20 protein-coding genes, 2 tRNA genes and 1 other RNA gene are annotated in these 23754 nt (G+C 54.9%); 11 read left to right on the top strand and 12 right to left on the bottom strand.

All coding sequences use genetic code 11. The annotated features are described in order from the left end of the window. Positions 1–333: 333 nt before the first annotated feature. The 4 genes from csgD to csgG are packed head-to-tail and all read left to right on the top strand — an operon-like array spanning position 334 to position 2681. The gene (csgD, locus tag IM282_RS13820) at positions 334–984 is read left to right on the top strand and encodes a biofilm master transcriptional regulator CsgD (protein ID WP_006809293.1); all 651 of its coding nucleotides are present in this window, start codon (positions 334–336) and stop codon (positions 982–984) included. A 4-nt stretch (positions 985–988) separates the two neighbouring features. Continuing rightward, positions 989–1378 (top strand): curli production assembly/transport protein CsgE, encoded by a 390-nt coding sequence (csgE, locus tag IM282_RS13815; protein ID WP_003858052.1) that lies wholly within the window; start codon positions 989–991, stop codon positions 1376–1378. A 26-nt stretch (positions 1379–1404) separates the two neighbouring features. Beyond that, complete coding sequence (gene csgF, locus IM282_RS13810; RefSeq protein ID WP_003858054.1) at positions 1405–1821, top strand: curli production assembly/transport protein CsgF; 417 nt, start codon at positions 1405–1407, stop codon at positions 1819–1821. 26 nt (positions 1822–1847) lie between these two features. Next, positions 1848–2681: a curli production assembly/transport protein CsgG gene (csgG, locus tag IM282_RS13805; protein WP_192970491.1), complete on the top strand. Its 834-nt coding sequence runs from the start codon at positions 1848–1850 to the stop codon at positions 2679–2681. A 43-nt stretch (positions 2682–2724) separates the two neighbouring features. On the opposite strand, the gene IM282_RS13800 is transcribed toward csgG, so the two are convergent. The 4 genes from IM282_RS13800 to ghrA all read right to left on the bottom strand — a co-directional run bounded on the left by IM282_RS13800 (position 2725) and on the right by ghrA (position 5638). After that, positions 2725–3207: a DUF1097 domain-containing protein gene (locus IM282_RS13800; RefSeq protein WP_226839878.1), complete on the bottom strand. Its 483-nt coding sequence runs from the start codon at positions 3205–3207 to the stop codon at positions 2725–2727. 96 nt (positions 3208–3303) lie between these two features. Next, a complete protein-coding gene (locus IM282_RS13795; protein ID WP_063146129.1) occupies positions 3304–3858 on the bottom strand; it encodes a molecular chaperone in 555 nt (184 codons plus the stop codon). A gap of 19 nt (positions 3859–3877) precedes the next feature. Beyond that, the gene (locus tag IM282_RS13790; protein WP_023305847.1) at positions 3878–4615 is read right to left on the bottom strand and encodes a phosphatase; all 738 of its coding nucleotides are present in this window, start codon (positions 4613–4615) and stop codon (positions 3878–3880) included. Positions 4616–4699: 84 nt separating this feature from the next. Further along, on the bottom strand, positions 4700–5638 hold the full coding sequence (gene ghrA, locus IM282_RS13785; RefSeq protein ID WP_192970489.1) for a glyoxylate/hydroxypyruvate reductase GhrA: 939 nt from the start codon (positions 5636–5638) through the stop codon (positions 4700–4702). Between the two features lie 229 nt (positions 5639–5867). Here ghrA and IM282_RS13780 point away from each other — a divergent pair. Beyond that, positions 5868–5955, top strand: a tRNA-Ser gene (locus IM282_RS13780). A 44-nt stretch (positions 5956–5999) separates the two neighbouring features. Continuing rightward, positions 6000–6136: non-coding RNA, RtT sRNA (locus IM282_RS13775), on the top strand. A gap of 109 nt (positions 6137–6245) precedes the next feature. On the opposite strand, the gene IM282_RS13770 is transcribed toward IM282_RS13775, so the two are convergent. Further along, complete coding sequence (locus tag IM282_RS13770) at positions 6246–7151, bottom strand: LysR family transcriptional regulator (protein ID WP_063216019.1); 906 nt, start codon at positions 7149–7151, stop codon at positions 6246–6248. A gap of 109 nt (positions 7152–7260) precedes the next feature. Here IM282_RS13770 and IM282_RS13765 point away from each other — a divergent pair, with 109 nt between their 5' ends. From IM282_RS13765 to IM282_RS13755, 3 genes are all read left to right on the top strand, one after another. Then, on the top strand, positions 7261–8121 hold the full coding sequence (locus tag IM282_RS13765) for a pirin family protein (RefSeq protein WP_046618379.1): 861 nt from the start codon (positions 7261–7263) through the stop codon (positions 8119–8121). Between the two features lie 20 nt (positions 8122–8141). After that, positions 8142–8819 (top strand): isochorismatase family protein, encoded by a 678-nt coding sequence (locus tag IM282_RS13760; protein ID WP_003858068.1) that lies wholly within the window; start codon positions 8142–8144, stop codon positions 8817–8819. 137 nt (positions 8820–8956) lie between these two features. Beyond that, positions 8957–9044, top strand: a tRNA-Ser gene (locus IM282_RS13755). Between the two features lie 213 nt (positions 9045–9257). Here the strand turns inward: IM282_RS13755 and IM282_RS13750 are convergent. From IM282_RS13750 to efeU, 5 genes are all read right to left on the bottom strand, one after another. Then, positions 9258–10763 carry a sodium:alanine symporter family protein gene (locus tag IM282_RS13750; RefSeq protein WP_022647693.1) on the bottom strand — a complete coding sequence of 502 codons (1506 nt, stop codon included), beginning with the start codon at positions 10761–10763 and terminating at the stop codon, positions 9258–9260. 419 nt (positions 10764–11182) lie between these two features. Continuing rightward, positions 11183–11974: a phosphate starvation-inducible protein PhoH gene (gene phoH / locus IM282_RS13745; protein ID WP_017384762.1), complete on the bottom strand. Its 792-nt coding sequence runs from the start codon at positions 11972–11974 to the stop codon at positions 11183–11185. Positions 11975–12473: 499 nt separating this feature from the next. Then, entirely contained in the window at positions 12474–13757 is a 1284-nt protein-coding gene (gene efeB / locus IM282_RS13740; protein WP_155025259.1) for an iron uptake transporter deferrochelatase/peroxidase subunit, read from the bottom strand. A gap of 3 nt (positions 13758–13760) precedes the next feature. Next, the gene (gene efeO, locus IM282_RS13735; protein ID WP_126490379.1) at positions 13761–14888 is read right to left on the bottom strand and encodes an iron uptake system protein EfeO; all 1128 of its coding nucleotides are present in this window, start codon (positions 14886–14888) and stop codon (positions 13761–13763) included. A gap of 41 nt (positions 14889–14929) precedes the next feature. After that, positions 14930–15763, bottom strand: a complete 834-nt coding sequence (gene efeU / locus IM282_RS13730; RefSeq protein WP_192970488.1) for an iron uptake transporter permease EfeU — start codon at positions 15761–15763, stop codon at positions 14930–14932. A gap of 251 nt (positions 15764–16014) precedes the next feature. Here efeU and IM282_RS13725 point away from each other — a divergent pair, with 251 nt between their 5' ends. Further along, the gene (locus IM282_RS13725; RefSeq protein ID WP_045307918.1) at positions 16015–17199 is read left to right on the top strand and encodes a NupC/NupG family nucleoside CNT transporter; all 1185 of its coding nucleotides are present in this window, start codon (positions 16015–16017) and stop codon (positions 17197–17199) included. A gap of 82 nt (positions 17200–17281) precedes the next feature. Here IM282_RS13725 and IM282_RS13720 read toward each other — a convergent pair whose 3' ends face one another. Together IM282_RS13720 and putP are read right to left on the bottom strand one after the other, a co-directional pair. Continuing rightward, positions 17282–17701 carry a DUF3574 domain-containing protein gene (locus IM282_RS13720; protein ID WP_023305840.1) on the bottom strand — a complete coding sequence of 140 codons (420 nt, stop codon included), beginning with the start codon at positions 17699–17701 and terminating at the stop codon, positions 17282–17284. A gap of 72 nt (positions 17702–17773) precedes the next feature. Next, a complete protein-coding gene (gene putP / locus IM282_RS13715; RefSeq protein ID WP_022647686.1) occupies positions 17774–19282 on the bottom strand; it encodes a sodium/proline symporter PutP in 1509 nt (502 codons plus the stop codon). Between the two features lie 422 nt (positions 19283–19704). Between putP and putA the strand changes: the two genes are divergently transcribed. Continuing rightward, on the top strand, positions 19705–23667 hold the full coding sequence (gene putA / locus IM282_RS13710; protein ID WP_192970487.1) for a trifunctional transcriptional regulator/proline dehydrogenase/L-glutamate gamma-semialdehyde dehydrogenase: 3963 nt from the start codon (positions 19705–19707) through the stop codon (positions 23665–23667). The last annotated feature ends 87 nt before the right edge of the window (positions 23668–23754 follow it).

Genomic DNA, 23754 nt, shown 5'->3' with positions numbered 1-23754 from the left:
ATACAATTCATTATAATATACCGTATGGTTTTTAAAATCTGTGCACGTTTATACACCTGTACAACTTTCCCCTTATCTTAAAATCTATTAACCCTGCAAAATACACAAATAAATATCGAATTTTACATTCTGTTACACGATTAACACTTGCTTTAAAGTTTGCAATAGCTAGATTGAAAACAGCAGTACGTTATTTGTTTTTAATTTTACCGCCTCCTTTGGAGGAAGGTTTTTTAACTACACACAGCAGTGCCACACCTGCAGTACTTCTGGTGCCCTTTTCAATAAAACGAGGGCAACTGCCGGGTGTCATAAATAACGTGGGGTTTCATCATGTTTAATGAAGTCCATAGCTTACCCGGTCATACATTATTGTTGATCACAAAACCTTCCTTACAAGCGACAGCGTTATTGCAGCATTTAAAACAATGCCTGTCACTTAACGGGAAACTTCATAACATTCAACGTTCTTTTGATGATATCGCTCCTGGCAGCATCATTCTTCTCGATATGATGGAAGCGGATAAAAAACTGATCCATTACTGGCAAGATAATTTAAGCAGGAAAAACAATAATATCCGCGTGTTGTTATTGAATACGCCTGATGAGTATCCTTTCCGCGAAATTGAGAGCTGGCCGCATATTAACGGCGTGTTTTACGTTACAGAAGAAGAAAACCGTGTCGTGGAGGGTTTGCAGGGCATATTGCGGGGGGAGTGTTATTTCTCGCAAAAACTGGCCAGCTACCTCATTACCCACTCCGGAAATTATCGCTATAACAGTTCGGAATCGGCCCTTCTGACGCACCGTGAGAAAGAGATCCTGAACAAACTGCGTATTGGTGCTTCAAATATTGAAATCGCCCGTTCGTTATTTATCAGCGAAAATACGGTTAAGACGCATCTTTATAATCTTTTCAAAAAGATAGCTGTTAAAAATCGCACGCAGGCGGTGTCGTGGGCAAACGATAACCTCAGGCGTTAATAGCATGAAACGCACCCTAAGTTGGATTGCCGCCGCAGGCATTATGCTTGCTGCCGGAAACCTTCAGGCTGTTGAGGTGGAAGTTCCTGGACTGTTGACCGACCACACCGTCACCTCTGTCGGACACGATTTTTATCGTGCCTTCAGCGATAAGTGGGAAAGCGATTATCCGGGTAATTTAACCATCAACGAACGGCCCAGTGCGCGGTGGGGAAGCTGGATCACAATAACCGCTAATCAGGACGTTATTTACCAGACTTTTTTATTCCCAACGAAAAGAGACTTCGATCAGAACGTCGCTTTCGCACTGGCACAAACCGAAGAAGCTATTAACCGCCTACAGTTAGATAAAGCCCTTTTGAGCACAGGCGATTTAGCAAAAGATGAGTTCTAGCAACGACACCTATTTCGGAGGCTGTAATGCGTCTCGCACACACAGTGATTTCGTTAATGCTCATTGCGCCGTTGAGTTGGGCCGGAAATATGACATTCCAGTTCCGCAACCCTAATTTTGGCGGCAACCCAAATAACGGAGCCTTTATGCTTAACCAGGCGCAGGCTCAAAACTCCTATAAAGACCCCAGCTATGACGATGATTTCGGTATCGAGACCCCGTCAGCTCTGGATAATTTTACTCAGGCCATCCAGTCGCAAATATTAGGTGGCTTATTAACCAACATTAATACCGGAAAACCCGGCCGGATGGTCACTAACGACTTTATCGTCGATATTGCCAATAAAGACGGGCAGCTTCAGTTAAATGTGACAGACCGAAAAACCGGTAAGACGTCGACAATCCAGGTTTCCGGTTTGCAGACCAGTTCAACTGATTTCTAAACAACCCCGAAATAAGGACAATTATTATGCAGCGCTTTTTTATTTTAGTTGCAGTGTGCTTATTAAGCGGTTGTTTAACTGCCCCGCCAAAAGAAGCCGCTAAACCCACCCTAATGCCCCGTGCCCAGAGCTATCGGGACCTGACGCATCTGCCGGGCCCTACCGGGAAGATATTCGTCTCGGTCTATAACATTCAGGATGAGACGGGCCAGTTCAAACCGTATCCGGCCAGTAACTTCTCCACGGCCGTACCGCAGAGCGCCACCGCGATGCTGGTTACCGCCCTGAAAGATTCGCGCTGGTTTATCCCGCTGGAACGCCAGGGGCTGCAAAACCTGCTTAACGAACGAAAGATCATTCGTGCTGCACAGGAGAATGGTACCGTTGGCGTCAATAACCGCATGCCGCTACAGTCTCTCACCGCAGCCATTATCATGGTGGAAGGCTCGATTATCGGCTACGAAAGTAACGTGAAATCGGGCGGCGCGGGTGCCCGTTACTTTGGTATCGGGGCCGACACGCAGTATCAGCTGGATCAGATTGCCGTCAACCTGCGCGTGGTTAACGTGAGCACGGGTGAAATTTTATCCTCCGTGACCACCAGCAAAACGATTCTCTCATATGAAGTGCAGGCGGGGGTATTCCGCTTTATCGACTACCAGCGTTTGCTGGAGGCTGAAATTGGCTATACCTCTAACGAGCCGGTCATGCTATGTCTGATGTCGGCCATCGAAACCGGGGTGATTTTCCTGATTAATGACGGCATCGATCGCGGCTTGTGGGATCTTCAGAATAAAAGTGACGTGAGTAATGCGGTGCTGGTGAAATACCGTGAGATGTCGGTTCCGCCGGAGTCATGATTGGCGGCGTATAAAAAGGCGAGATTTTCGTCTCGCCTTTTTTTTATTTACTTACCACAGGAACGTTCTGGCTCTTCTCGCGTCGGGCTGCAAGCCAGAGACCGCTGTTCTTCATAGCGTAGCCAAACAGTAATCCCAGCATGAGCGAAGGGACCACCAGCTTCCAGTCCCCCTGGCCTGCAAAGGTCGCGCAGGCACCCATGAACGTGCCGGGCACAAAGGACAACAGCAGATGTTTTGCCTGAACGCACATCAGGAAAGCCACAATACCAGTCATGACGTACCCCAGGATTTCCACATGCGGCGCCAGCGCGCTGCCCTTCATAATGATCAGCGCCCAGACCACGCCACTCAGTAACGTGCTGCCTGAAATAAAGAGCCCTTTAAAACCACCCTGCGGACAGGCGAAATAGGCCGTGCAGCCAAGAAAACCGGCCCAGCTCAACAAACCGAGAGATACCGCCACCCAACCCCAGAAGCCGGAGAGGATGCCAGTCGTGATTGCAATATAAAGTAATATGTTCATGGTGCGCATCTTAGCAGATGCGCACCCAAGAAATGAGATCAGAAGCACGTTACGTGCAAGTTGAAATGTATCGTTGCAGGATTTTTGTGATTTAAATCACTCTTCACTCTCTTCTTCCAGCTCATCCCACATGGCAGCGATAGCGTCACGCGTCAGCGGAGCCAGCGTTCTCCAGAACGGAGAGGTGGCGTGGGCTTCAACTTTACCCAGGAAGGTTCCGACCCACGGGAGCAGATACATTTCGAACAGGGTTTCAATCGCCTCATTCTCATCATCACCTGCTTTATCTTCAATCCATGAGGCCGCCAGCAACAGGGTACCGATATGATCGGCAGGCATATCCGTCAGCGGCATGCCGCGTTCTGAAAGAAACGCCCGAACTTCCGCTTCGGTCGCACCTTCCTGCCAGGCAGAACGATACGGCGACACGCGACACTCTTCCCCCACGAACAGCGCGTTGTAATCCGTTGAAATCTGCTGCATATCGCAACTTTTTTGCAAGCGTTCCAGCAACTCATCCTGTTCCAGCGGCCAGCTCTGCGCCAGTTTACCTTCACGAATCAGGGTAAACAGCGGAACCAGCAGCGGATCCTGCGGCTGGCGGTAATATAAGGTGCCCAGCACGCGGCAAAGGATGGAAAACTCATTCATGTTTTTATTCCGTTATTAATTAAAGATCGGCAAATTCATCAATCGGCGCCATGCCGCGCGACTCAAGGAAGTCGAGCATACGACGCGGCGTGACGTTCAGGATCTGTTCTTCCGGGAAATTCACGTCCCGCAATATTTTCATGCACTCGCTGAAATCACCCAGCGTGAAGGCCGTGTGTGAATCAGAGCCCAGCGCCACCATTCCGCCTGCGTCACGCACGGCCGCCGCAACGTCGCGGCAGTTGGCCTCACTGCCCTTACGCGAATGCACGAACGAGGAGTTGTTGATCTCCAGCGCCACGCGGTGCTTCGCTGCGGCCTGTGCCACGGCCTGAATATCGATCGGGTATTTCGGATTTCCCGGGTGGCTGATAATGTGCACATTGCCGCTGGCAATGGTGGCAATCATCGCCGCGGTGTTGGTCTCTTTATCCTGGGGCGCAAAGACCGGCTCGTGGAAGCCGGCGAGGATCAGATCTAACGAGGTCAGCATCGGGCCGGTGCAGTCAATTTCACCGTCGGTATTTTTGATGTTCGCTTCGATGCCTCGCAGTATCCCGATACCGTCAACCAGACGTGGCCAGATACGCATATTCACAAAATGCCAGTAGTGCGGCGCATCCGCCATATCCGGACCGTGATCGGTTATCGCAAACAGTTTGATGCCTTTCAGCTTCGCCTGAGCGATATAATCATGGAGGTTACTGTAAGCGTGGGTACTGGCGACGGTGTGCATATGCAGGTCAACGGGATACATCTTTCTCTCCTCTGCGGTTTTTCCAAAGGATAGCAGTTATCAGCGGCGAATATTAGCAAAAACCCGGCGAACGCCGGGTTTCTCTCAGTAGCCTCGCTGTCTGTCGACCTGTCCGGTCACCGCGTTGCCCTTCTCTATTTCGCTGATGGTATGCGAGATATACGCCACGGCCTCCGCCGGTCGCGTCACGGCCGCAATATGGGGCGTCATCGCCACGCGCGGATGTGCCCAAAGCGGGCTGTCTGTCGGCAGCGGTTCGCGGCTATACACATCCAGCATTGCACCTTTCAGTTTACCGCTATCCAGCGCTTTCAGCAGATCGTCTTCCACAACGTGTACCCCGCGCGCCAGGTTCATTAAGTAGCTATCTTCTGCCAACTTGTTGAGGAGCGTGCCATTGATAATGCCGACCGTTTCCGCCGTATTCGGCAGCAGGTTAATGAGAACGCGTGTCCCTTTCAGGAACGCCGGGAGTTCGTCCGTTCCGGCAAAGCTCTCGACGCCCGGATAATCCTTACGGCTCCGGCTCCAGCAGCGCAGTGGGAAGCCCCACGGGGCGAGCGCTTCGGCGACTTTCGAACCCAGCACACCCGCTCCGAGGATGCCGATGGTGAAATCTTCACGCTGATAATCCGGGAGAGGTTCCCAGTGGGATTGCTGTTTAAACGCCTGATAATCGTCGAAGCGGCGGAACCAGTGCAGCACCTGGCTTACGGCGTATTCCTGCATCTGCTCCCCCATACCGGTATCTTCCAGACGAAACAGGGGAATATCTTCCGGCAGCATTTCAGGGTGTGCCTTCAGCTTACTGAGAATGGAATCCACCCCCGCACCAAGAGCAAACACCGCCTTTAAACGGCGTCCCTGTAGCATTTCGACCGGGGGATGCCAGACCAGCGCGTAGTCGGCATGTTCATTATCGCCCTGTTTCCATTCGCGAACGCGTGCGCCAGGCAGTGCCGCCGTGAGCGCCTTAATCCAGTAAGCCGTATCAAAAGTGGGGTGATAGAAGATAATATCCATAGTCATTGCCTTTTAGTGCGCTGTTTTATTTTCATTTTCAACTGGCTTGTCAGCATAACAAATTTCTCGCTAAACCGCGTTGCTGATAAAAGAGGCGCTTTTCGCACATTTCGAAATCAGGTTGACTGAAGTTTGTCTAAACACGCTAAATTACTGAAAAAGTGGGTTGACGGCAGTACGGCTTTTCCTTACATTAGCGCCCGTCCCGACAACAACGGGATGACAATATGGTGAGGTGTCCGAGTGGCTGAAGGAGCACGCCTGGAAAGTGTGTATACGGCAACGTATCGGGGGTTCGAATCCCCCCCTCACCGCCATATTCAAGACGAGAGCTCGTACGAAAGTACGGGCTTTTTTCTTTTATATTCTCTGCAAGGGGGGGATGAGAACCCCCGACCGGGGTTCGACAACTGGCGCAGCCAGTTGGACAGACTGAGAGCGTAGCGAACAGGCTGCCCGAAGGGCGAGCGAAGCGAGTCAATCCCCCCCTCACCGCCATATTTGAAGAAGAGCTCGCATGAAAATGCGGGCTTTTTTCTTTTATATTCTATTCGCTCCCTGCGCTCTTTATGTCGGGTGGCGCTACGCTTACCCGACCTACGAAAAGCTAGTCCTCAACCATCTTTGCATACTCTTCGGTCAGAAAATCCACCAGCGTCCTGACCGACGGCAGTAAACCGCGCCGGGAAGGATACACCGCATGGATCACTTCCCTTCTGGGTTCCCAGGCATTCAGCACCCGAACAAGCTCACCTGAAGCCAGCTGATCCTTCACCATCAAAATGGGCAACTGTACCACGCCCACGCCCGCCATCGCTGCCTCCCGCAGCGCCAGCATATCGGTAGTCACCAGGCGCGGCGTGAAGTGAATGTCTGCTTTCGCCCCCTCCGGCCCGCTCAGCTCCCATTTATGCAGGTGTTTACCAGCGCCCATACTTAAACCCGGCCATTCGCTGAGTTCAGAGGGCATCGCCGGGTTGCCCATCCGTTCAATCAGTGTCGGCCCGGCAACCAGGCAGTGTCCCCTGTCCGCCAGCACCCTTAATACCAAATCGCTGTCATCAAACGGGCGCGGACGAACGCGGATCGCCACATCCACCCCCTCCCCCACCAGATCGACCCGGCGGTTGGTGGCTTCAAGCTGGAGGTTAATTCCCGGATAGCGCGCCATAAACCTCGCCAGCATGGGCCCCACGTGAACGTGCAGTAGGGTTACGGGGCAAGTGATCCTGACCATACCGCGCGGCTCAGCCTGTAAAGCAGCCACCGCCTCCTCCGCAGCTTCAGCCTCCACCAGCATGGCTTTACAGTGCTGAAAGAACGTCTGCCCCACTTCAGTCACCGCAAACTGCCGCGTAGTACGTTGTATCAACCGAACACCCAGGCGTTCTTCCAGCTGCGCAATCCGACGGCTCAGTTTCGACTTTGGCTGATCGAGCGCCCGCCCCGCTGCCGCAAAGCCGCCATGCTCCACCACCTTCACAAACCATACGAAATCATTGAGATCCTGCATACGCCCCCATTGTTCCATTTAAGGAACAGTGAATGTCATTTTTGCTATCTACCGGGATATTAACCTTGAATATAAGCTAATTACATCAACAGGACATCAGGAGTTAATCATGAAAAACGTAACAGGCGTGTATACCGCACCTCGTCCGCACTGGGTCGGTGATGGTTTTCCGGTTCGTTCGATGTTTTCTTACCAGACGCACGGCGAACCGCTGAGCCCGTTCCTGCTGCTTGACTACGCCGGACCACATACCTTCCCGGCGGATGGCGCAAAACGCGGCGTGGGCGAGCATCCTCATCGCGGTTTTGAAACGGTGACCATCGTCTACTCAGGCGAAGTTGAGCACCGTGATTCCACCGGCAGAGGCGGCGTTATTGGTCCAGGCGATGTGCAGTGGATGACGGCAGGCGCAGGCATTTTGCACGAGGAGTTCCACTCCAGCGCGTTCTCGCAGAAAGGCGGTGAACTGAAAATGATGCAGCTGTGGGTCAACCTGCCCGCCAAAGACAAAATGGCGACACCTGGCTACCAGAGCATCACTCAGGCGGATATCCCGGTGGTCACCCTGCCGGATAACAGCGGAACAATGCGCGTGATTGCTGGCCGCTTTGGAGAGGTAACCGGCCCGGCGCATACCTTCTCACCGCTTAACGTATGGGATCTCGCGCTGCACCAGGGCAGCCACCTGACGCTCAATCAGCCCGAAGGCTGGAGCACGGCGCTGGTTGTTGTTGAGGGCAGCGTGACAGTGAACGGCACCACGCCTGCGGGTGAGGCGCAGCTGGTCGTGCTGAGTCATAGCGGCGACAAGCTGCATCTCGAAGCCAGCAGCGATGCCAAAGTGTTGCTGATGGCCGGGGAGCCACTGAATGAACCCATCGTGGGCTATGGCCCGTTTGTGATGAACAGTAAAACCGAAATCGCCGAAGCTATTCGCGATTTCAACTCCGGCCGCTTTGGCCAAATCTAAACGTAATAAAGGAGCGCATTATGTCTACCCCTGCAAACTTCAACGGTGCACGTCCCGTTATTGACGTCAATGATGCCGTTATGCTGCTTATCGATCACCAGAGCGGATTGTTCCAGACTGTTGGAGACATGCCAATGCCTGAGCTGCGCGCTCGTGCAGCAGCGCTGGCAAAGATCGCCTCGCTGGCGAAGATCCCGGTGATCACCACGGCGTCGGTTCCACAGGGACCGAACGGCCCGCTTATCCCGGAGATCCACGCCAATGCGCCGCACGCACAGTATGTGGCACGCAAGGGTGAGATCAACGCCTGGGATAATCCTGAGTTCGTGGCGGCGGTGAAAGCCACCGGACGCAAAACGCTGATTATCGCGGGGACGATTACCAGCGTTTGCATGGCCTTCCCGTCCATCAGCGCGGTGGCGGACGGATATAAAGTGTTTGCGGTGATTGATGCCTCCGGCACCTACAGCAAAATGGCGCAAGAGATCACCCTGGCGCGCGTGGTGCAGGCAGGCGTGGTACCGATGGACACAGCGGCAGTGGCCTCAGAGATCCAGCGCACGTGGAACCGTGAAGATGCGGGAGAATGGGCAGAGGTGTACACACACATCTTCCCTGCCTACCAGCTGCTGATCGAAAGTTACAGCAAAGCGCAGGACGTTGTGAAAAACAGCGAAGTGCTCGATTCGCAGCGTTGATCCTGCGCGGTGCGCCATAAGCTGATTAAGGCTTAACCGAACAGGCACGAATGCAGAAAATCTGCTTGACCGCTTTCGCGCAACTCCCTATAGTAGCGCCCCGTTGCCCCCCAAGCGGTCAGGCAGCAAAACAATATGGTGAGGTGTCCGAGTGGCTGAAGGAGCACGCCTGGAAAGTGTGTATACGGCAACGTATCGGGGGTTCGAATCCCCCCCTCACCGCCATATTTTAAGAAGAGCTCGCATGAAAATGCGGGCTTTTTTTTCGCATGTTGCACGTCTGCGGGGGGATGAGAACCCCCGACCGGGGTTCGACAACTGGCGCAGCCAGTTGGACAGACTGAGAGCGAAGCGAGTCAATCCCCGCCGGTGCGGGTGATACCGCCTCACCCATAAAAAAAGCCCGCGCATAAGCACGGGCCCGTTTTAAACTATTCCTCAGTTATTCAACTTCCCCGCCGGCTGCTTTCCTTCAGGAGAAGAAACCTGCCCCGGCAATCCCCCCTCTTCATCTCTGCGCTCCCCCAGCCAGTAATCCGCATTTTTAATCCCAAGCCGAACCGGATCAAACTGTGGATCAATTCCCTGCGCATTCTGGGTTTCATAATCCTTCAGGCTGGCAAAGGCTTTTTTATGCAAGAGGACAATGGCAATAATGTTGAGCCAGGCCATCAGCCCTACCCCGATATCCCCTAATCCCCATGCCAGATCCGCGGTGCGGATTGTGCCATATACCGTGGAAGCCATCAGACATAATTTAAGCAGGAATGTCAGCCACGGACGGTGAATTTTACGGTTGATGTAGGCGATATTGGTTTCAGCGATATAGTAATAGGCAATGATGGTGGTGAAGGCAAAGAAGAATAGCGCGATGGCGACAAAGTAATTACCAAAGCCCGGCATCATACTTTCCATCGCTGTCTGCACATAGCCAGGACCCGCCGCCACGCCTGCAATACCGGTATAAAGGGCTGCGCCGTCGACGCCCTGAACATTATAAAGCCCGGTGATCAACAGCATAAACCCGGTCGCGGAGCAGACAAACAGCGTGTCGATATATACGGAGAACGCCTGAACCAGCCCTTGTTTCACCGGATGACTTACGGCTGCTGCCGAGGATGCATGTGGCCCGGTGCCCTGCGCCGCCTCGTTGGAATAGACGCCGCGTTTAACGCCCCACATGATAGCCTGGCCCAGAATAGCGCCAAATCCCGCTTCAAGGCCAAAAGCACTTTTCCAGATCAGCAGGATAACAGCAGGCAGTTTTTCAATATTGATCGCGATAATAACGCAGGCAACAATAATATAGCCGAGCGCCATAAACGGAACGACCATACTGCTAAAGCTGGCGATCCTTTTTACACCACCGAAAATAATGAAGCTTAACAGTACAGCCAGTATTGCCGCCGTAACGTTTGGGTTAAGACCGAAGGCAATATCCAGGCTGGCGGCAATTGAGTTTGCCTGTACGCCCGGAAGTAATAAACCGCAGGAGAAAATGGTCACAATAGCAAATAACCATGCGTACCACTTCACCCCCAACCCTTTTTCAATATAAAAGGCAGGTCCCCCACGATATTCGCCGTTAATTTTTTCTTTATAAACCTGACCTAACGTGGATTCAACAAAAGCAGAGCTGGCGCCTAAAAATGCCACTACCCACATCCAGAAAAGCGCACCGGGGCCACCAAAGGTAATGGCGGTCGCCACACCGGCGATATTCCCTGTCCCTACGCGGCCCGCCAGCGTCATCGTCAACGCCTGAAACGATGATACGCCGGCATCGGTAGCCCCGCCCTGAAACATCAGGGTAATCATATGTTTTATATGACGTAATTGCAGAAAACGACTACGCAGTGAGAAATAGAGACCGACACCCAGACATAAAAATATTAACGCAGGGCTCCAGATAACACCGTTAATTGCACTAACCAGTTCGTTCATGTATGACCCTCAGCGTGATGTTCCAGAGGAAACGATCCCCTGGTGTGTTTCTTCTTAGAATTTAATTTGAACAAGTACGAAACATAGATAATTACCCAAAAGACACCAACTTAATTTTTACTGCTTAGTCATGTTCTGTGACAACATTCACGTTTAATTTTCACCTAACAATTAGCGCGATCATTATATTCACAGGTATTTTGTGGGTATTGTAAATACATATCACATTTTTGCGACCTTTATAAAAAGCGTTCGCGGCAAATTAACAGTAATATTATTATTACCGCAAAACGGTGCGTAAATCCCGTTGAATGCTATAGGAAATAAATATGATTTAAAAAAAGCCATGCGAACAGAGGGAATAAAAGAAGCTTCCCGGCATGACGCCGGGAAGAAATGACTTAAAATGTGAAATGATCTTAGTCGGAGTACACTTCCAGCGTTCGTTGACACAGCGCTGAGCGGACGCAGTCCTCTTTTGTGAAGCGGACCACCCCTATCATCTCATCTTCCTCAAAACGTGACATGGCATCGCTCAGGCCAGACTTCACGCCCGACGGCAGGTCACACTGGGTAATATCGCCGTTGACGATAACCGTCACGTTCTCCCCGAGGCGCGTTAAAAACATCTTCATTTGCGCAGCGGTCACGTTCTGAGCCTCGTCAAGAATAACGACCGCATTTTCAAATGTACGTCCGCGCATATAGGCGAACGGCGCGATTTCCACCTTGCCAATCTCTGGTCGCAGGCAGTACTGCATAAAGGAAGCGCCCAACCGCTTCACCAGCACGTCATAGACGGGCCTGAAGTACGGGGCAAACTTCTCAGAAATATCGCCAGGCAGGAAGCCCAGATCTTCATCCGCTTGCAGTACCGGACGGGTAACGATGATCCTTTCCACGTCCTTATGAATCAGCGCCTCCGCCGCTTTGGCGGCACTGATCCAGGTTTTCCCGCATCCGGCTTCCCCGGTTGCAAAGATGAGCTGTTTACTCTCGATAGCATTCAGGTAGTGCGCCTGAGCTTCATTCCGCGCCACTATTGGCGATGCATCGCGGCTGTCCCGCGCCATGCCAATGGATTCTACGCCGCTCATCTGCACAAGCGAGGTGACCGATTCTTCTTCACGCTGTTTATGGCTACGTGAATCCCGTCTCAGCACACGTTTTGCTTCGCGACGAGCTTTGATCACTGCTTTCTGTCTTCCCATGGATAGCACCTTGAGTTGTTGGTATTCATCACACGCGCCAGCATCGGCACGATTATGCGCACGAACATCAGAGGGTTGGCTTCCTTGTAAGCCATTGCTTGCATTACCGGATGACGATACAGAACGGCTACGCGCACCGTTATGCACGTCGGTAGAAATCGTATTTGGAGGTGGAGGGGAGAATTTTGTGGTGAGGAAATCGCTGCCGGAGTCTGAGCCTCCGCGCCGGGTGCTGCGGTTGATGTGTTTACCTTGTCCAGTACAGGACGCAACCATTCGCGATCTCCATAGTGAGTCAGTATCACTGCCGGGAACTACCGCTGTCTTATCTTAAGTACATCAGGAATTATCATAAATGCAACATTTATTTTACCTAGATGCAACCTTTAAGACTGCTCCTGCAGCGGAATCAGTCTCATATATGAATATTACAGAAATATAACAACAAGATAGTCATATGGAAAAATAATGTCCCCGCGAACTGTCGCAGGGACGATTATCAGGCTTCTATCAGACCCTGAGCGAGCCAGGTCTTCGCGTCACGCGCGCCGGGCAGGGCAAAGAAATAGCCGCCGCCGATGGGCTTGATGTACTCCTCCAGCGCTTCGCCGTTGAGCCGCTTCTGCACGGTGAGGAACCCTTTCTCCAGATCGTGCTGATAGCAGACAAACAGCAGTCCCATATCAAGCTGACCGGAATTGGTCACCCCCAACGAGTAGCTGTAGCCCCTGCGCATCATCAGGCTGGACTGGGTCTCTTTGGTGCGAGGATTGGCGAGACGAATATGGCTGTCCAGCGCGATGACATCTCCGTTCGGATCGCGGGCGTAGTCGGGTTCATCGTGCTCGTCCTTCATGCCGAGCGGTGCGCCGGTTTGCTTATCGCGGCCGAAGATCGTCTGCTGCTCTTTCAGCGGCGTGCGGTCCCAGAACTCCACGTGGAACTGAATGATACGCACCGCCTGATAGCTGCCACCCACCGCCCAGGCCGGTTCGCCCTGATCCGCCGTCACCCAGAGCACGTTTTTCATCAACACGGTATTGCTGCTGTCCGGGTTGGCGGTACCGTCTTTGAAGCCCAGCAGGTTGACCGGCGTCTCTTTCCCTTTACTGCGCGCGGCGTGGTCAGAGATAAAACCTTCCCGCTTCCAGCGCACGCTAAGCAGATCCGGGGTGTGCTTGATGATATCGCGCAGGGCGTGGATCACCGTATCCTGGGTATTGGCGCAGATCTGCAACAGCAGATCGCCGTGGCACAACGCCGCGTCGAGAGAGTCATTCGGGAATCGCGTCATTTTTTGCAGCGCTTTCGGCTTCTGCTTCGCCAGACCGTAGCGATCATCAAACAGCGATTCCCCCACCGACACGGTGATGGTCAGATTATCGGGAGCGATAAACGCCCCGAGGATCCCGGAATCCATCGGCGGCAGGCGCGGATTCGGTGTTTCCGGTGCCGGACCGCCCGCCGTAAGGAAGGCAATGCGCGTGGTCAACAGCCTGAACAGACGCTCAAGGTCAGCCTTATCACTCGCCAGCGAATCGAAAGCCACCAGCATCATCGAGGCCTGCTGCGGCGTCAAGATTCCTGCCTGGTGCTCACCATAAAACGGCTGCGTTTCCATACGCGCATCCGGGGAGAGCGTGCCGGGGGCACTTTGCGGTTTTGCCGCATGCGCCACCGGACAGCCGCCCGCCAGGGCAAACGCGCCGCCCAGCGCCCCTACCCCTTTTAACAACCGACGTCGGGAAGGTTCCGCCACGTCGTACTCATCATGCTTGTTCATCGCTTAGTCCAGACCCAGAACGCCACGCAGCAGGGAGAGATCTTCCGCCAGCGTCGTAATCGGGCCTTTCAGCGCGTTACGGTCAGCATCGGTCAGCTTGTCGTAGGTTTCGAACCCGTCTTTGGTACGGTATTTCGCCAGGATGGCGTCAACTTTCTTAAAGTTTGCATCCACTTTCGCCAGCAGTTCGCCGTTCTCTTTTTGCAGCTGGGGCCGCAGCAGATCGACAATTTTCTGTGCGCCGTCGACGTTTGCCTGGAAGTCCCACAGGTCGGTGTGGCTGTAGCGATCTTCTTCGCCGCTGATTTTGCTCGCGGCCACTTCTTCAATCAGACCCGCAGCACCACCCACCACTTTCGACGGCGGGAAGGCCAGCTCGCTGATGCGTTTTTGCAGCTCCAGCACGTCGCTGTTGAGCTGATCGGCGTATTTTTCCATCCCTTTGGTGGAGCTATCGCCAAACAGGGCTTTTTCCAGGCGGTGGAAGCCGGTGAATTTCGGATCGGCGGCCTTCTGCTCGTAGTCATCTTCGCGGGCGTCAATGCTGCCATCGAGGTCAGAGAACAGCTCGGCAATCGGCTCGATGCGCTCGTAGTGCTGACGTGTAGGCGCATACAGAGATTTCGCTTTTTCGATATCGCCCGCTTTCACCGCGTCGGTAAAGGCTTTGGTGCCTGCCACCAGGTCAGCCGTCTCTTTGGTGACGTAGGCTTTATAGGCGGTAATGGCGTCGCCGAGGCTCAGCAGCGCGGTGCCTTTGGCCCCGTCCGCCGTCGCTGCGCCTTTGACGATCAGCTTACCTTTCGGGTTAGTCAGCAGGCCGCAGGTCATGTCATATTCCCCCGGCTGAAGATTAGCGGTCATTTTCTGGCTGAAGCCAGGCGCGATATTTTCACGCTCTTCTACCACCATCACGCCTTTCAGGATCTCCCACTCCAGCGCCTTCTGGCTGTGGTTCTGAATAATAAACTGGGTTTTACCGCTGTTAACCGTGATGGTCATCGGCTCGCACTGTTTATCGTTGACGGTGACTTTTACCTGCGGAATATCTGCTGCCTGAGCGGCGAAGGCAGACGCGAACAGCGCTGCCACACCAACCTGTAACGCGCTACGACGGAATTGAATAGCCATGTCTCTTCCCTTTAAAGTATGTTGTAACTAAACAAAGCGCTTCACGGCGCAGTACGCGACGGCTGAGCGCTGGGGCGCGATGGCATGAAGAACAGCACCAGCGCCGGAATAAGATAGATAAAGTACATCGCCACCTCGCTGACGCTCGGCGTTTCCTGATAGCCGAAGATACCTTCAAGGAGCGTGCCGGTCAGTGAGTGGGTGGAGAGAACGTTACTAAGATCAAACGCCACGTCCTGGAACTGGTTCCACAGGCCCGCTTCATGGAAGGCGCGGATCGCCCCTGCCGCCAGCCCCGCGGCCACCAGCAAAATAAACAGGCTGGTCCACTTGAAGAACGCGCCCAGGTTAAGACGAATGCCGCCCCAGTAGAGCAGGAAGCCAAGCACAACCGCCGTGGCCAGCCCAAGCATCGCGCCCAGCGGCGGCCAGATGCCCACGTCCTGCTGAAAAGCCGCGAGCAGGAAGAACACTGACTCCAGGCCTTCACGCGCCACGGCGAAAAAAACCATCATGATCAGCGCCCAGCCGTGGTGGTTGCCTTTTTGCAGGGCGTTATCCACCGCCTGCTCCAGCTGTACCTTCACGTTACGGGAGACCTTGCGCATCCAGAACACCATCCAGGTGAGGATCACCACCGCTATTACGGCAACAATGCCTTCAAAAAGCTCTTGCTCTTTCTGAGGAAATTCACCGGTGGTTTCGTTGATAAGAATACCCAGCCCCAGGCAGAGCGCCGCGGCCAGGAAGACGCCAACCCACATCACGCCGATCCAGCGTCCACGCTGGGTGCGCTTCAGATAACTGGCGATAAGGCTAACAATCAGGGCCGCTTCAAGGCCTTCACGTAACATAATGAGAAAAGGAACAAACATGCAGACACCTTAAATGTTTATCGCGGTCAACTGATGCAAAGAAAGGTAAATTCTTGTGATAGTGATTATCATTACGGCTACAAGAAAAACAAGCGAAATATGTGGAGTTTTGATGACCAGATGTAAACGCATTGCGGAATAATAATTGCCTGAGTAACCGTTGCGTTTATAAGGTATAACGAAAATGCCCATTTACGGTTAACCGGGGCTGTGGCTAAATGTCCGCCTCGAAAACCAACTGAAAATAAACCATGTTTAAAATTGTCCATTTCCTGCTGGCGCTGGTGATTATTCTTGCGCTTGCCTGGCTGGTGAGTTTCGACCGCCGAAAAATTCGCATTCGTTTCGTTTTACAGCTGATCGTGATTGAAATCGCGCTGGCATTCTTTTTTCTGCATGCAGAAAGCGGCCTGTTCATTATTAAACATGTCTCCGGTTTCTTTGAATCACTGCTTAAATTCGCTGCCGAAGGGACGAATTTTGTCTTTGGCGGGATGGGTGAAAAAGGGCTGGCGTTCATTTTCCTTGGCGTGCTCTGCCCCATTATTTTTATCTCGGCGCTGATTGGTATTCTGCAGCACTGGCGTATTCTGCCGATCTTTATTCGGGTTATCGGGACGCTGCTGTCAAAACTGAACGGCATGGGCAAGCTGGAATCCTTTAACGCGGTGAGCTCACTGATACTCGGTCAGTCTGAAAACTTCATTGCCTACAAGGGCGTGTTGGGCGATCTCTCCTCACGCCGCCTGTTTACGATGGCTGCAACGGCGATGTCGACGGTTTCGCTGTCGATTGTCGGTGCCTATATGACCATGCTCGACGCCAGATTTGTCGTCGCGGCACTGATCCTGAACATGTTCAGCACCTTTATTATCCTTTCGGTCATTAACCCGGCCCGCCCGGAAGCCGAATCCGATATCAAACTGGAAAAGCTGCATGAATCCCAGAGCTTCTTTGAAATGCTGGGCGAATATATTCTGGCCGGTTTTAAGGTGGCGATGATTATTCTGGCGATGCTGATAGGCTTTATCGCCCTTATTAGCGCCGTTAATGCCCTCTTCTCCAGCGTATTTGGCCTGAGCTTCCAGCAGATTCTGGGTTACGTGTTTTATCCGCTGGCGTGGCTTATTGGTATTCCGCTGAGCGATGCCTTAAGCGCGGGCAGTATTATGGCAACCAAACTGGTGGCGAATGAATTTGTGGCGATGATCGAGCTGCAAAAAATAGCCCACCAAATGTCACCGCGCGGACTGGGGATTTTGTCAGTGTTCCTGGTGTCGTTCGCTAACTTTGCCTCCATTGGTATTGTGGCGGGGGCAATAAAAGGCCTGAACGAGCAACAGGGTAATGTGGTGTCGCGGTTTGGTTTACGCCTGGTGTACGGGGCAACGCTGGTGAGTTTGCTGTCGGCGAGCTTTGCGGGGTTGGTGTTGTAAGTTTTGTGCGGTTAATGCCCGGCGGCGCTTCGCTTACACGGGCCTACGATACAACAACGGCGGGATTTCCCGCCGTTTTTTATTAAAACTGTACGCACACCGGCTGGTCGACCCGCATCACCGACTCCTGTGCGAAGCGGGATTTATAAATACCGCGTAAAGCCTCAATGTTTTTCTCGCTCTGCGCGTCTTTGCCGTGGATCAGCATCAGCGCCTTGCTCGGCTCGCGCGCCACCTTGCCGTCGTTGCCCAGCCACTGACCGCGGGCATCAAACACCGTTAAGCCATCGCGAAAGCGCGGCGTCACGTCCTGGTCGACAAACTGCTGCCATTCGTTGCCTGTAATTTGCGCCCCGGCAGGACGGTTTAAGCCGAAATAGAGCGTGGTTTGCTGCATCTGATTTTCTGCTTTGCAGGTTTCCACCGCCGCATGCTGCGCGGGTGCGTTACAGCCCGCCAGCATCACGAATGCTGCCACCATTAGCCCTGTTTTAATTCTCATTGATGAAGACTCACATAGGTGAAAGGACTATCCCCTCTCCCCACCGGGGAGAGGGTTAGGGTGAGGGGGAAATTACTCAGCCTGGAGCTTAGACGGCGGCGCTGAGTGGTAATGCGCATCCGCTTCCGCAAAGCGCTTCTGCATAGATGCAGACGGCGCTTTACCCAGCAGGCTAAACACCACAATACCGAGGCTGCCGAAGATGAAGCCCGGGATAATTTCGTACAGGCCCAGCCACGCGAACTGTTTCCAGACGATAACGGTAACCGCACCGATAATCATCCCCGCCAGCGCGCCGTTGCGGGTCATGCGTGACCACAGAACGGAGAACAGCACCACCGGACCAAATGCGGCGCCAAAGCCCGCCCACGCGTAGCTCACCAGCCCCAGCACGCGGTTTTCCGGGTTAGCCGCCAACGCAATCGCCACCAGCGCCACCAGCAGCACCATAAAACGCCCTACCCACACTAACTCTTTCTGGCTCGCGCCCTTACGCAGGAACGCTTTGTAGAGGTCTTCGGTGATGGCACTGGAGCACACCAGCAGCTGACAGCTCAGGGTGGACATGACTGCCGCCAGGATCGCGGAGAGCAGGATACCGGCAATCCACGGGTTGAACAGGATCTGCGCCAGCTCGATGAACACGCGCTCGGCGTTCTGGTTCACCGCGCCCGCCTGCGCCGGGTTGTTGTTGAAGTAGGCGATACCGAAGAAACCGACCGCGCACGCCCCCGCCAGACACAGGATCATCCACGTCATGCTGATGCGACGCGCGTGAACGATGGTGTGGTGAGAATCCGCCGCCATAAAGCGCGCCAGAATGTGCGGCTGACCGAAGTAGCCCAGGCCCCATCCCATCAGGGAGACGATGGCCACGAAGTTCAGCCCTTTCAGCATATCGACGTTTTCGATGCTCTTCTGCTTGATCACTTCCAGCGATTCGCCAAAGCCGCCGACGGTAAAAATCACAATTATCGGGGTCAGGATCAGGGCGAAAATCATCAGACTCGCCTGCACGGTATCGGTCCAGCTTACCGCCAGGAATCCACCCACGAAGGTATAGAGGATGGTCGCGGCCGCACCGGCCCACAGCGCCGTTTCATAGCTCATGCCGAAGGTGCTTTCGAACAGGCGCGCGCCCGCCACAATGCCGGAGGCACAGTAGATGGTGAAGAACAGCAGGATCACCACCGCAGAGATAATACGCAATATGCGGCTGTTATCTTCAAAGCGTCCGGTGAAGTAATCCGGCAGCGTCAGGGCGTTGTTGTTGGCTTCGGTATGCACACGCAGACGGCCTGCTACAAGCTTCCAGTTAATCCACGCGCCAACGGTCAGGCCGATGGCGATCCAGCTTTCGGAGATACCGGAGATGAAAATCGCGCCCGGCAGCCCCATCAGCAGCCAGCCACTCATGTCGGAAGCGCCCGCTGAGAGCGCGGTGACCATCGGGCCTAAGCTGCGCCCGCCGAGGATGTAGTCGTCAAAGTTTTTAGTGGAACGCCATGCCAAAAACCCTATCAGGATCATGCCAAAAATATAAACGAGAAATGTCACCAGCATCGGTGTGCTAATAGCCATTCAAATTCTCCAAAATGTCGAGCGACAACCGTCCGGGTTGCCTTGTTATGTCATCACCGGAACGTAGTGATGTGTGTATGTGTTTCCGTTGGGCGCGCTATCCTGCCGTATACGCATCCCACTGACAAACGATTTAACACTGCATTTACATGAATTTCATCCCTGGTTTTATACGTCTTTCCTATAGGTTGCACTCGCTCACGCTTTTACGGGTTGCACCTTTAAAAAATGTTAAGCACCGCATAAAAACTGGGCTCAGAAACCGCCGCGCGTTCTTTTTCACAGCTAACTAATCGTTAACAATCCATTCATTTTCCAGCTTGCAGACCAGGTCACATTTAACACGGTTGCACAAAGTTGCAACATGGTGGATATTTCACGCTATCAACAGAACGCTATTACAGAACAACAGGAGTTTTGGCATGGGGATGACTACCATGGGGGTTAAGCTGGATGACGCTACCCGCGAACGGATTAAAACCGCTGCGACCCGTATCGACCGCACGCCGCACTGGTTAATCAAGCAGGCGATTTTTAACTATCTGGAAAGACTGGAGAGTGAAGAAGGTCTGCCGGAGCTGCCTGCCCTGCTGGCGGGCGCTGCGAACGAAGGCGAAGAGGCCGCGACGGCCGCTGATGAGAACCACCAGCCGTTCCTGGAATTTGCCGAGCAGATCCTGCCGCAGTCCGTCAGCCGCGCCGCCATTACCGGCGCCTATCGCCGTGCCGAAACCGACGCCGTGCCGATGCTGCTGGAGCAGGCGCGCCTGCCGGAAGCCGTTGCCGCTCAGGCGCACAGCCTGGCGTATCAGCTCGCCGACAAGCTGCGTAATCAGAAAACCGCCAGCGGACGCGCCGGTATGGTGCAGGGTCTGTTGCAGGAGTTCTCCCTCTCCTCGCAGGAAGGCGTGGCGCTGATGTGTCTGGCGGAAGCGCTGCTGCGTATTCCGGATAAAGCCACCCGCGATGCCCTTATCCGCGACAAAATCAGCAACGGCAACTGGCACTCCCACATTGGCCGCAGCCCGTCCCTGTTTGTGAACGCCGCCACCTGGGGCCTGCTGTTTACCGGCAAGCTGGTCTCCACCCATAACGAAGCCAACCTGTCGCGCTCCCTGAACCGTATTATCGGCAAGAGCGGCGAGCCGCTGATCCGCAAGGGCGTGGACATGGCGATGCGCCTGATGGGCGAGCAGTTCGTCACCGGGGAAACCATTGCCGAAGCGCTGGCGAACGCCCGCAAGCTGGAAGACAAAGGCTTCCGCTACTCCTACGACATGCTGGGCGAAGCGGCGCTGACCGCCGCCGACGCGCAGGCCTACATGGTCTCTTACCAGCAGGCGATCCACGCCATCGGTAAAGCGTCCAACGGTCGCGGTATTTATGAAGGGCCAGGCATCTCTATCAAGCTTTCCGCTCTGCACCCGCGCTACAGCCGCGCGCAGTACGACCGGGTGATGGAAGAACTCTACCCGCGCCTGAAGTCCCTGACCCTGCTGGCGCGCCAGTATGACATCGGCATCAACATCGACGCCGAAGAGGCGGATCGTCTGGAGATCTCCCTCGATCTGCTGGAAAAACTGTGCTTCGAGCCGGAGCTGGCGGGCTGGAACGGGATTGGTTTCGTTATCCAGGCCTACCAGAAACGCTGCCCGTTCGTCATTGACTACCTGATTGACCTGGCCAGCCGCAGCCGTCGCCGCCTGATGATCCGTCTGGTGAAGGGTGCCTACTGGGACAGCGAAATCAAACGCGCCCAGATGGAAGGACTGGAAGGCTATCCGGTCTATACCCGCAAGGTCTACACCGACGTCTCTTACCTCGCCTGCGCGAAAAAACTGCTCGGCGTGCCGAACCTGATTTATCCGCAGTTCGCCACCCACAACGCCCACACCCTGGCGGCGATCTACAGCCTGGCGGGTCAGAACTACTATCCGGGCCAGTACGAGTTCCAGTGTCTGCATGGCATGGGTGAACCGCTGTACGAGCAGGTGACCGGTAAAGTGGCCGACGGCAAGCTGAACCGTCCGTGCCGTATTTATGCCCCGGTAGGTACCCACGAAACCCTGCTGGCCTACCTGGTGCGTCGTCTGCTGGAGAACGGGGCGAACACCTCCTTCGTTAACCGCATCGCCGATACCACCCTGCCGCTGGACGAACTGGTGGCCGATCCGGTACAGGCCGTAGAGAAGATGGCGGCGCAGGAAGGCCAGATTGGTCTGCCGCATCCGAAGATTGCCCTGCCGCGCGAGCTGTATGGTGCAGGCCGCGTCAACTCAGCGGGTCTGGATCTCGCCAACGAACACCGTCTGGCGTCGCTCTCTTCTGCCCTGCTTAACAGCGCATTGCAGAAGTGGCAGGCCAAACCGATCCTTGAGCAGTCCGTTGAAGACGGTGAAATGCAGCCGGTGATCAACCCGGCAGAGCCGAAGGATATCGTCGGCTACGTGCGCGAAGCCACAGAAGCGGAAGTGGATCAAGCTTTGGAGAGCGCGGTGAACAACGCGCCAATCTGGTTTGCCACCCCGCCGCAGGAGCGTGCCGCCATTCTGGAACGCGCGGCGGTGCTGATGGAAGATCAGATGCAGCAGCTTATCGGCATTCTGGTGCGTGAAGCGGGTAAAACCTTCAGCAACGCCATCGCCGAAGTGCGTGAGGCGGTCGACTTCCTGCACTACTACGCCGGTCAGGTGCGTGATGATTTCGACAACGAAACGCACCGTCCGCTCGGCCCGGTGGTCTGTATCAGCCCGTGGAACTTCCCGCTGGCAATCTTCACCGGCCAGATTGCCGCGGCCCTTGCCGCAGGCAACAGCGTGCTGGCAAAACCGGCAGAGCAGACTCCGCTGATTGCCGCTCAGGGCATTAACATTTTGCTGGAAGCGGGCGTACCGGCGGGCGTGGTGCAACTGTTGCCGGGGCGCGGTGAAACGGTGGGTGCCAAACTGACCTCCGATAACCGCGTGCGCGGCGTGATGTTTACCGGTTCGACCGAAGTAGCCTCCCTGCTGCAACGCAACATCGCCACCCGTCTGGATGCGCAGGGCCGTCCAACGCCGCTGATCGCTGAAACCGGCGGCATGAACGCCATGATCGTGGACTCCTCCGCGCTCACTGAGCAGGTCGTCGTTGACGTGCTGGCCTCTGCCTTCGACAGCGCGGGTCAACGCTGTTCCGCCCTGCGCGTGCTGTGCTTACAGGATGACGTGGCTGACCACACGCTGAAGATGCTGCGCGGTGCGATGGCGGAATGCCGCATGGGCAACCCGGGCCGTCTCACCACCGATATTGGGCCGGTGATCGACGCGGAAGCCAAAGCCAACATCGAAAACCACATTCAGACCATGCGTGCCAAAGGCCGTCCGGTGTTCCAGGCGGTGCGCGAGAACAGCGAAGATGCCCGCGAGTGGCAGACCGGCACCTTCGTGCCGCCAACGCTGATTGAGCTGGCAAGCTTCGACGAGCTGAAAAAAGAGGTCTTCGGCCCGGTACTGCACGTTGTGCGCTACAACCGTAACAACCTCAACGAGCTGATCGATCAGATCAACGCCTCGGGTTACGGCCTGACGCTCGGTGTACATACCCGTATCGACGAAACCATTGCCCAGGTGACCGGCAATGCTAAAGTCGGCAACCTGTACGTCAACCGTAATATGGTCGGCGCAGTCGTGGGCGTGCAGCCGTTCGGCGGCGAAGGCCTCTCCGGCACCGGCCCGAAAGCGGGCGGTCCGCTCTATCTGTACCGTCTGCTGGCAAACCGTCCGGAAAATGCGCTGGGCGTGACGCTGGCGCGTCAGGACGCGGACTATCCGGTGGATGCGCAGGTGAAAGCCGTGCTGACCCAGCCGCTGGACGCGCTGATTAAGTGGGCAGAAAACCGCCCTGAACTGCGTGCAATTGCGCAGCAGTACGGCGAGCTGGCGCAGGCCGGTACCCAGCGCCTGCTGCCGGGTCCAACCGGTGAGCGCAACACCTGGACGCTGATGCCGCGCGAGCGGGTGCTGTGCGTGGCGGATAACGAGCAGGATGCGCTGGTGCAGCTGGCAGCCGCTACAGCAACGGGCTGTGAGGTGCTGTGGCCGGAAGATGCGCTGCATCGCGACCTCGCCAAACAGTTGCCAAAAGCGGTCTCGGCTCGCATTCGCTTTGCGAAGGCCGATGCCCTGCTGACCCAGCCGTTTGACGCGGTGATCTACCACGGTGATTCCGACCAGCTGCGCGAACTGTGCGAGCAGGTGGCGGCCCGCAGCGGCGCGATTGTCTCGGTGCAGGGCTTCGCACGCGGGGAAACCAACCTGCTGCTGGAGCGTCTGTACGTGGAGCGCTCGCTCAGCGTCAACACCGCGGCGGCAGGCGGTAACGCCAGCCTGATGACCATCGGTTAATCGTGTAAACTCTCCCCGGTGACGCTACGCTTACCGGGGCTACAAAATAGCCCAGGCCGGATAAGCACAGCGTATCCGGCTTTTTTA

Source organism: Enterobacter cloacae complex sp. P29RS, assembly GCF_014893445.1.
GTDB lineage: Bacteria > Pseudomonadota > Gammaproteobacteria > Enterobacterales > Enterobacteriaceae > Enterobacter > Enterobacter intestinihominis.
Note: the sequence above shows the minus strand (reverse complement) of the source record. Positions and strands in the feature narration are given on the sequence as shown.

Bases quoted from the DNA above. Each gene is read 5' to 3' on its own strand.
- IM282_RS13760 (WP_003858068.1), top strand. From the start codon at position 8,142: ATGTCTACCCCTGCAAACTTCAACGGTGCACGTCCCGTTATTGACGTC.
- csgE (WP_003858052.1), top strand. From the start codon at position 989: ATGAAACGCACCCTAAGTTGGATTGCCGCCGCAGGCATTATGCTTGCT.
- IM282_RS13750 (WP_022647693.1), bottom strand. From the start codon at position 10,763: ATGAACGAACTGGTTAGTGCAATTAACGGTGTTATCTGGAGCCCTGCG.
- putA (WP_192970487.1), top strand. From the start codon at position 19,705: ATGGGGATGACTACCATGGGGGTTAAGCTGGATGACGCTACCCGCGAA.
- IM282_RS13720 (WP_023305840.1), bottom strand. From the start codon at position 17,701: ATGAGAATTAAAACAGGGCTAATGGTGGCAGCATTCGTGATGCTGGCG.
- phoH (WP_017384762.1), bottom strand. From the start codon at position 11,974: ATGGGAAGACAGAAAGCAGTGATCAAAGCTCGTCGCGAAGCAAAACGT.
- efeU (WP_192970488.1), bottom strand. From the start codon at position 15,763: ATGTTTGTTCCTTTTCTCATTATGTTACGTGAAGGCCTTGAAGCGGCC.
- IM282_RS13725 (WP_045307918.1), top strand. From the start codon at position 16,015: ATGTTTAAAATTGTCCATTTCCTGCTGGCGCTGGTGATTATTCTTGCG.
- efeO (WP_126490379.1), bottom strand. From the start codon at position 14,888: ATGGCTATTCAATTCCGTCGTAGCGCGTTACAGGTTGGTGTGGCAGCG.
- efeB (WP_155025259.1), bottom strand. From the start codon at position 13,757: ATGAACAAGCATGATGAGTACGACGTGGCGGAACCTTCCCGACGTCGG.
- IM282_RS13765 (WP_046618379.1), top strand. From the start codon at position 7,261: ATGAAAAACGTAACAGGCGTGTATACCGCACCTCGTCCGCACTGGGTC.
- ghrA (WP_192970489.1), bottom strand. From the start codon at position 5,638: ATGGATATTATCTTCTATCACCCCACTTTTGATACGGCTTACTGGATT.
- IM282_RS13800 (WP_226839878.1), bottom strand. From the start codon at position 3,207: ATGAACATATTACTTTATATTGCAATCACGACTGGCATCCTCTCCGGC.
- IM282_RS13795 (WP_063146129.1), bottom strand. From the start codon at position 3,858: ATGAATGAGTTTTCCATCCTTTGCCGCGTGCTGGGCACCTTATATTAC.
- csgD (WP_006809293.1), top strand. From the start codon at position 334: ATGTTTAATGAAGTCCATAGCTTACCCGGTCATACATTATTGTTGATC.
- putP (WP_022647686.1), bottom strand. From the start codon at position 19,282: ATGGCTATTAGCACACCGATGCTGGTGACATTTCTCGTTTATATTTTT.
- IM282_RS13770 (WP_063216019.1), bottom strand. From the start codon at position 7,151: ATGCAGGATCTCAATGATTTCGTATGGTTTGTGAAGGTGGTGGAGCAT.
- csgG (WP_192970491.1), top strand. From the start codon at position 1,848: ATGCAGCGCTTTTTTATTTTAGTTGCAGTGTGCTTATTAAGCGGTTGT.
- csgF (WP_003858054.1), top strand. From the start codon at position 1,405: ATGCGTCTCGCACACACAGTGATTTCGTTAATGCTCATTGCGCCGTTG.
- IM282_RS13790 (WP_023305847.1), bottom strand. From the start codon at position 4,615: ATGTATCCCGTTGACCTGCATATGCACACCGTCGCCAGTACCCACGCT.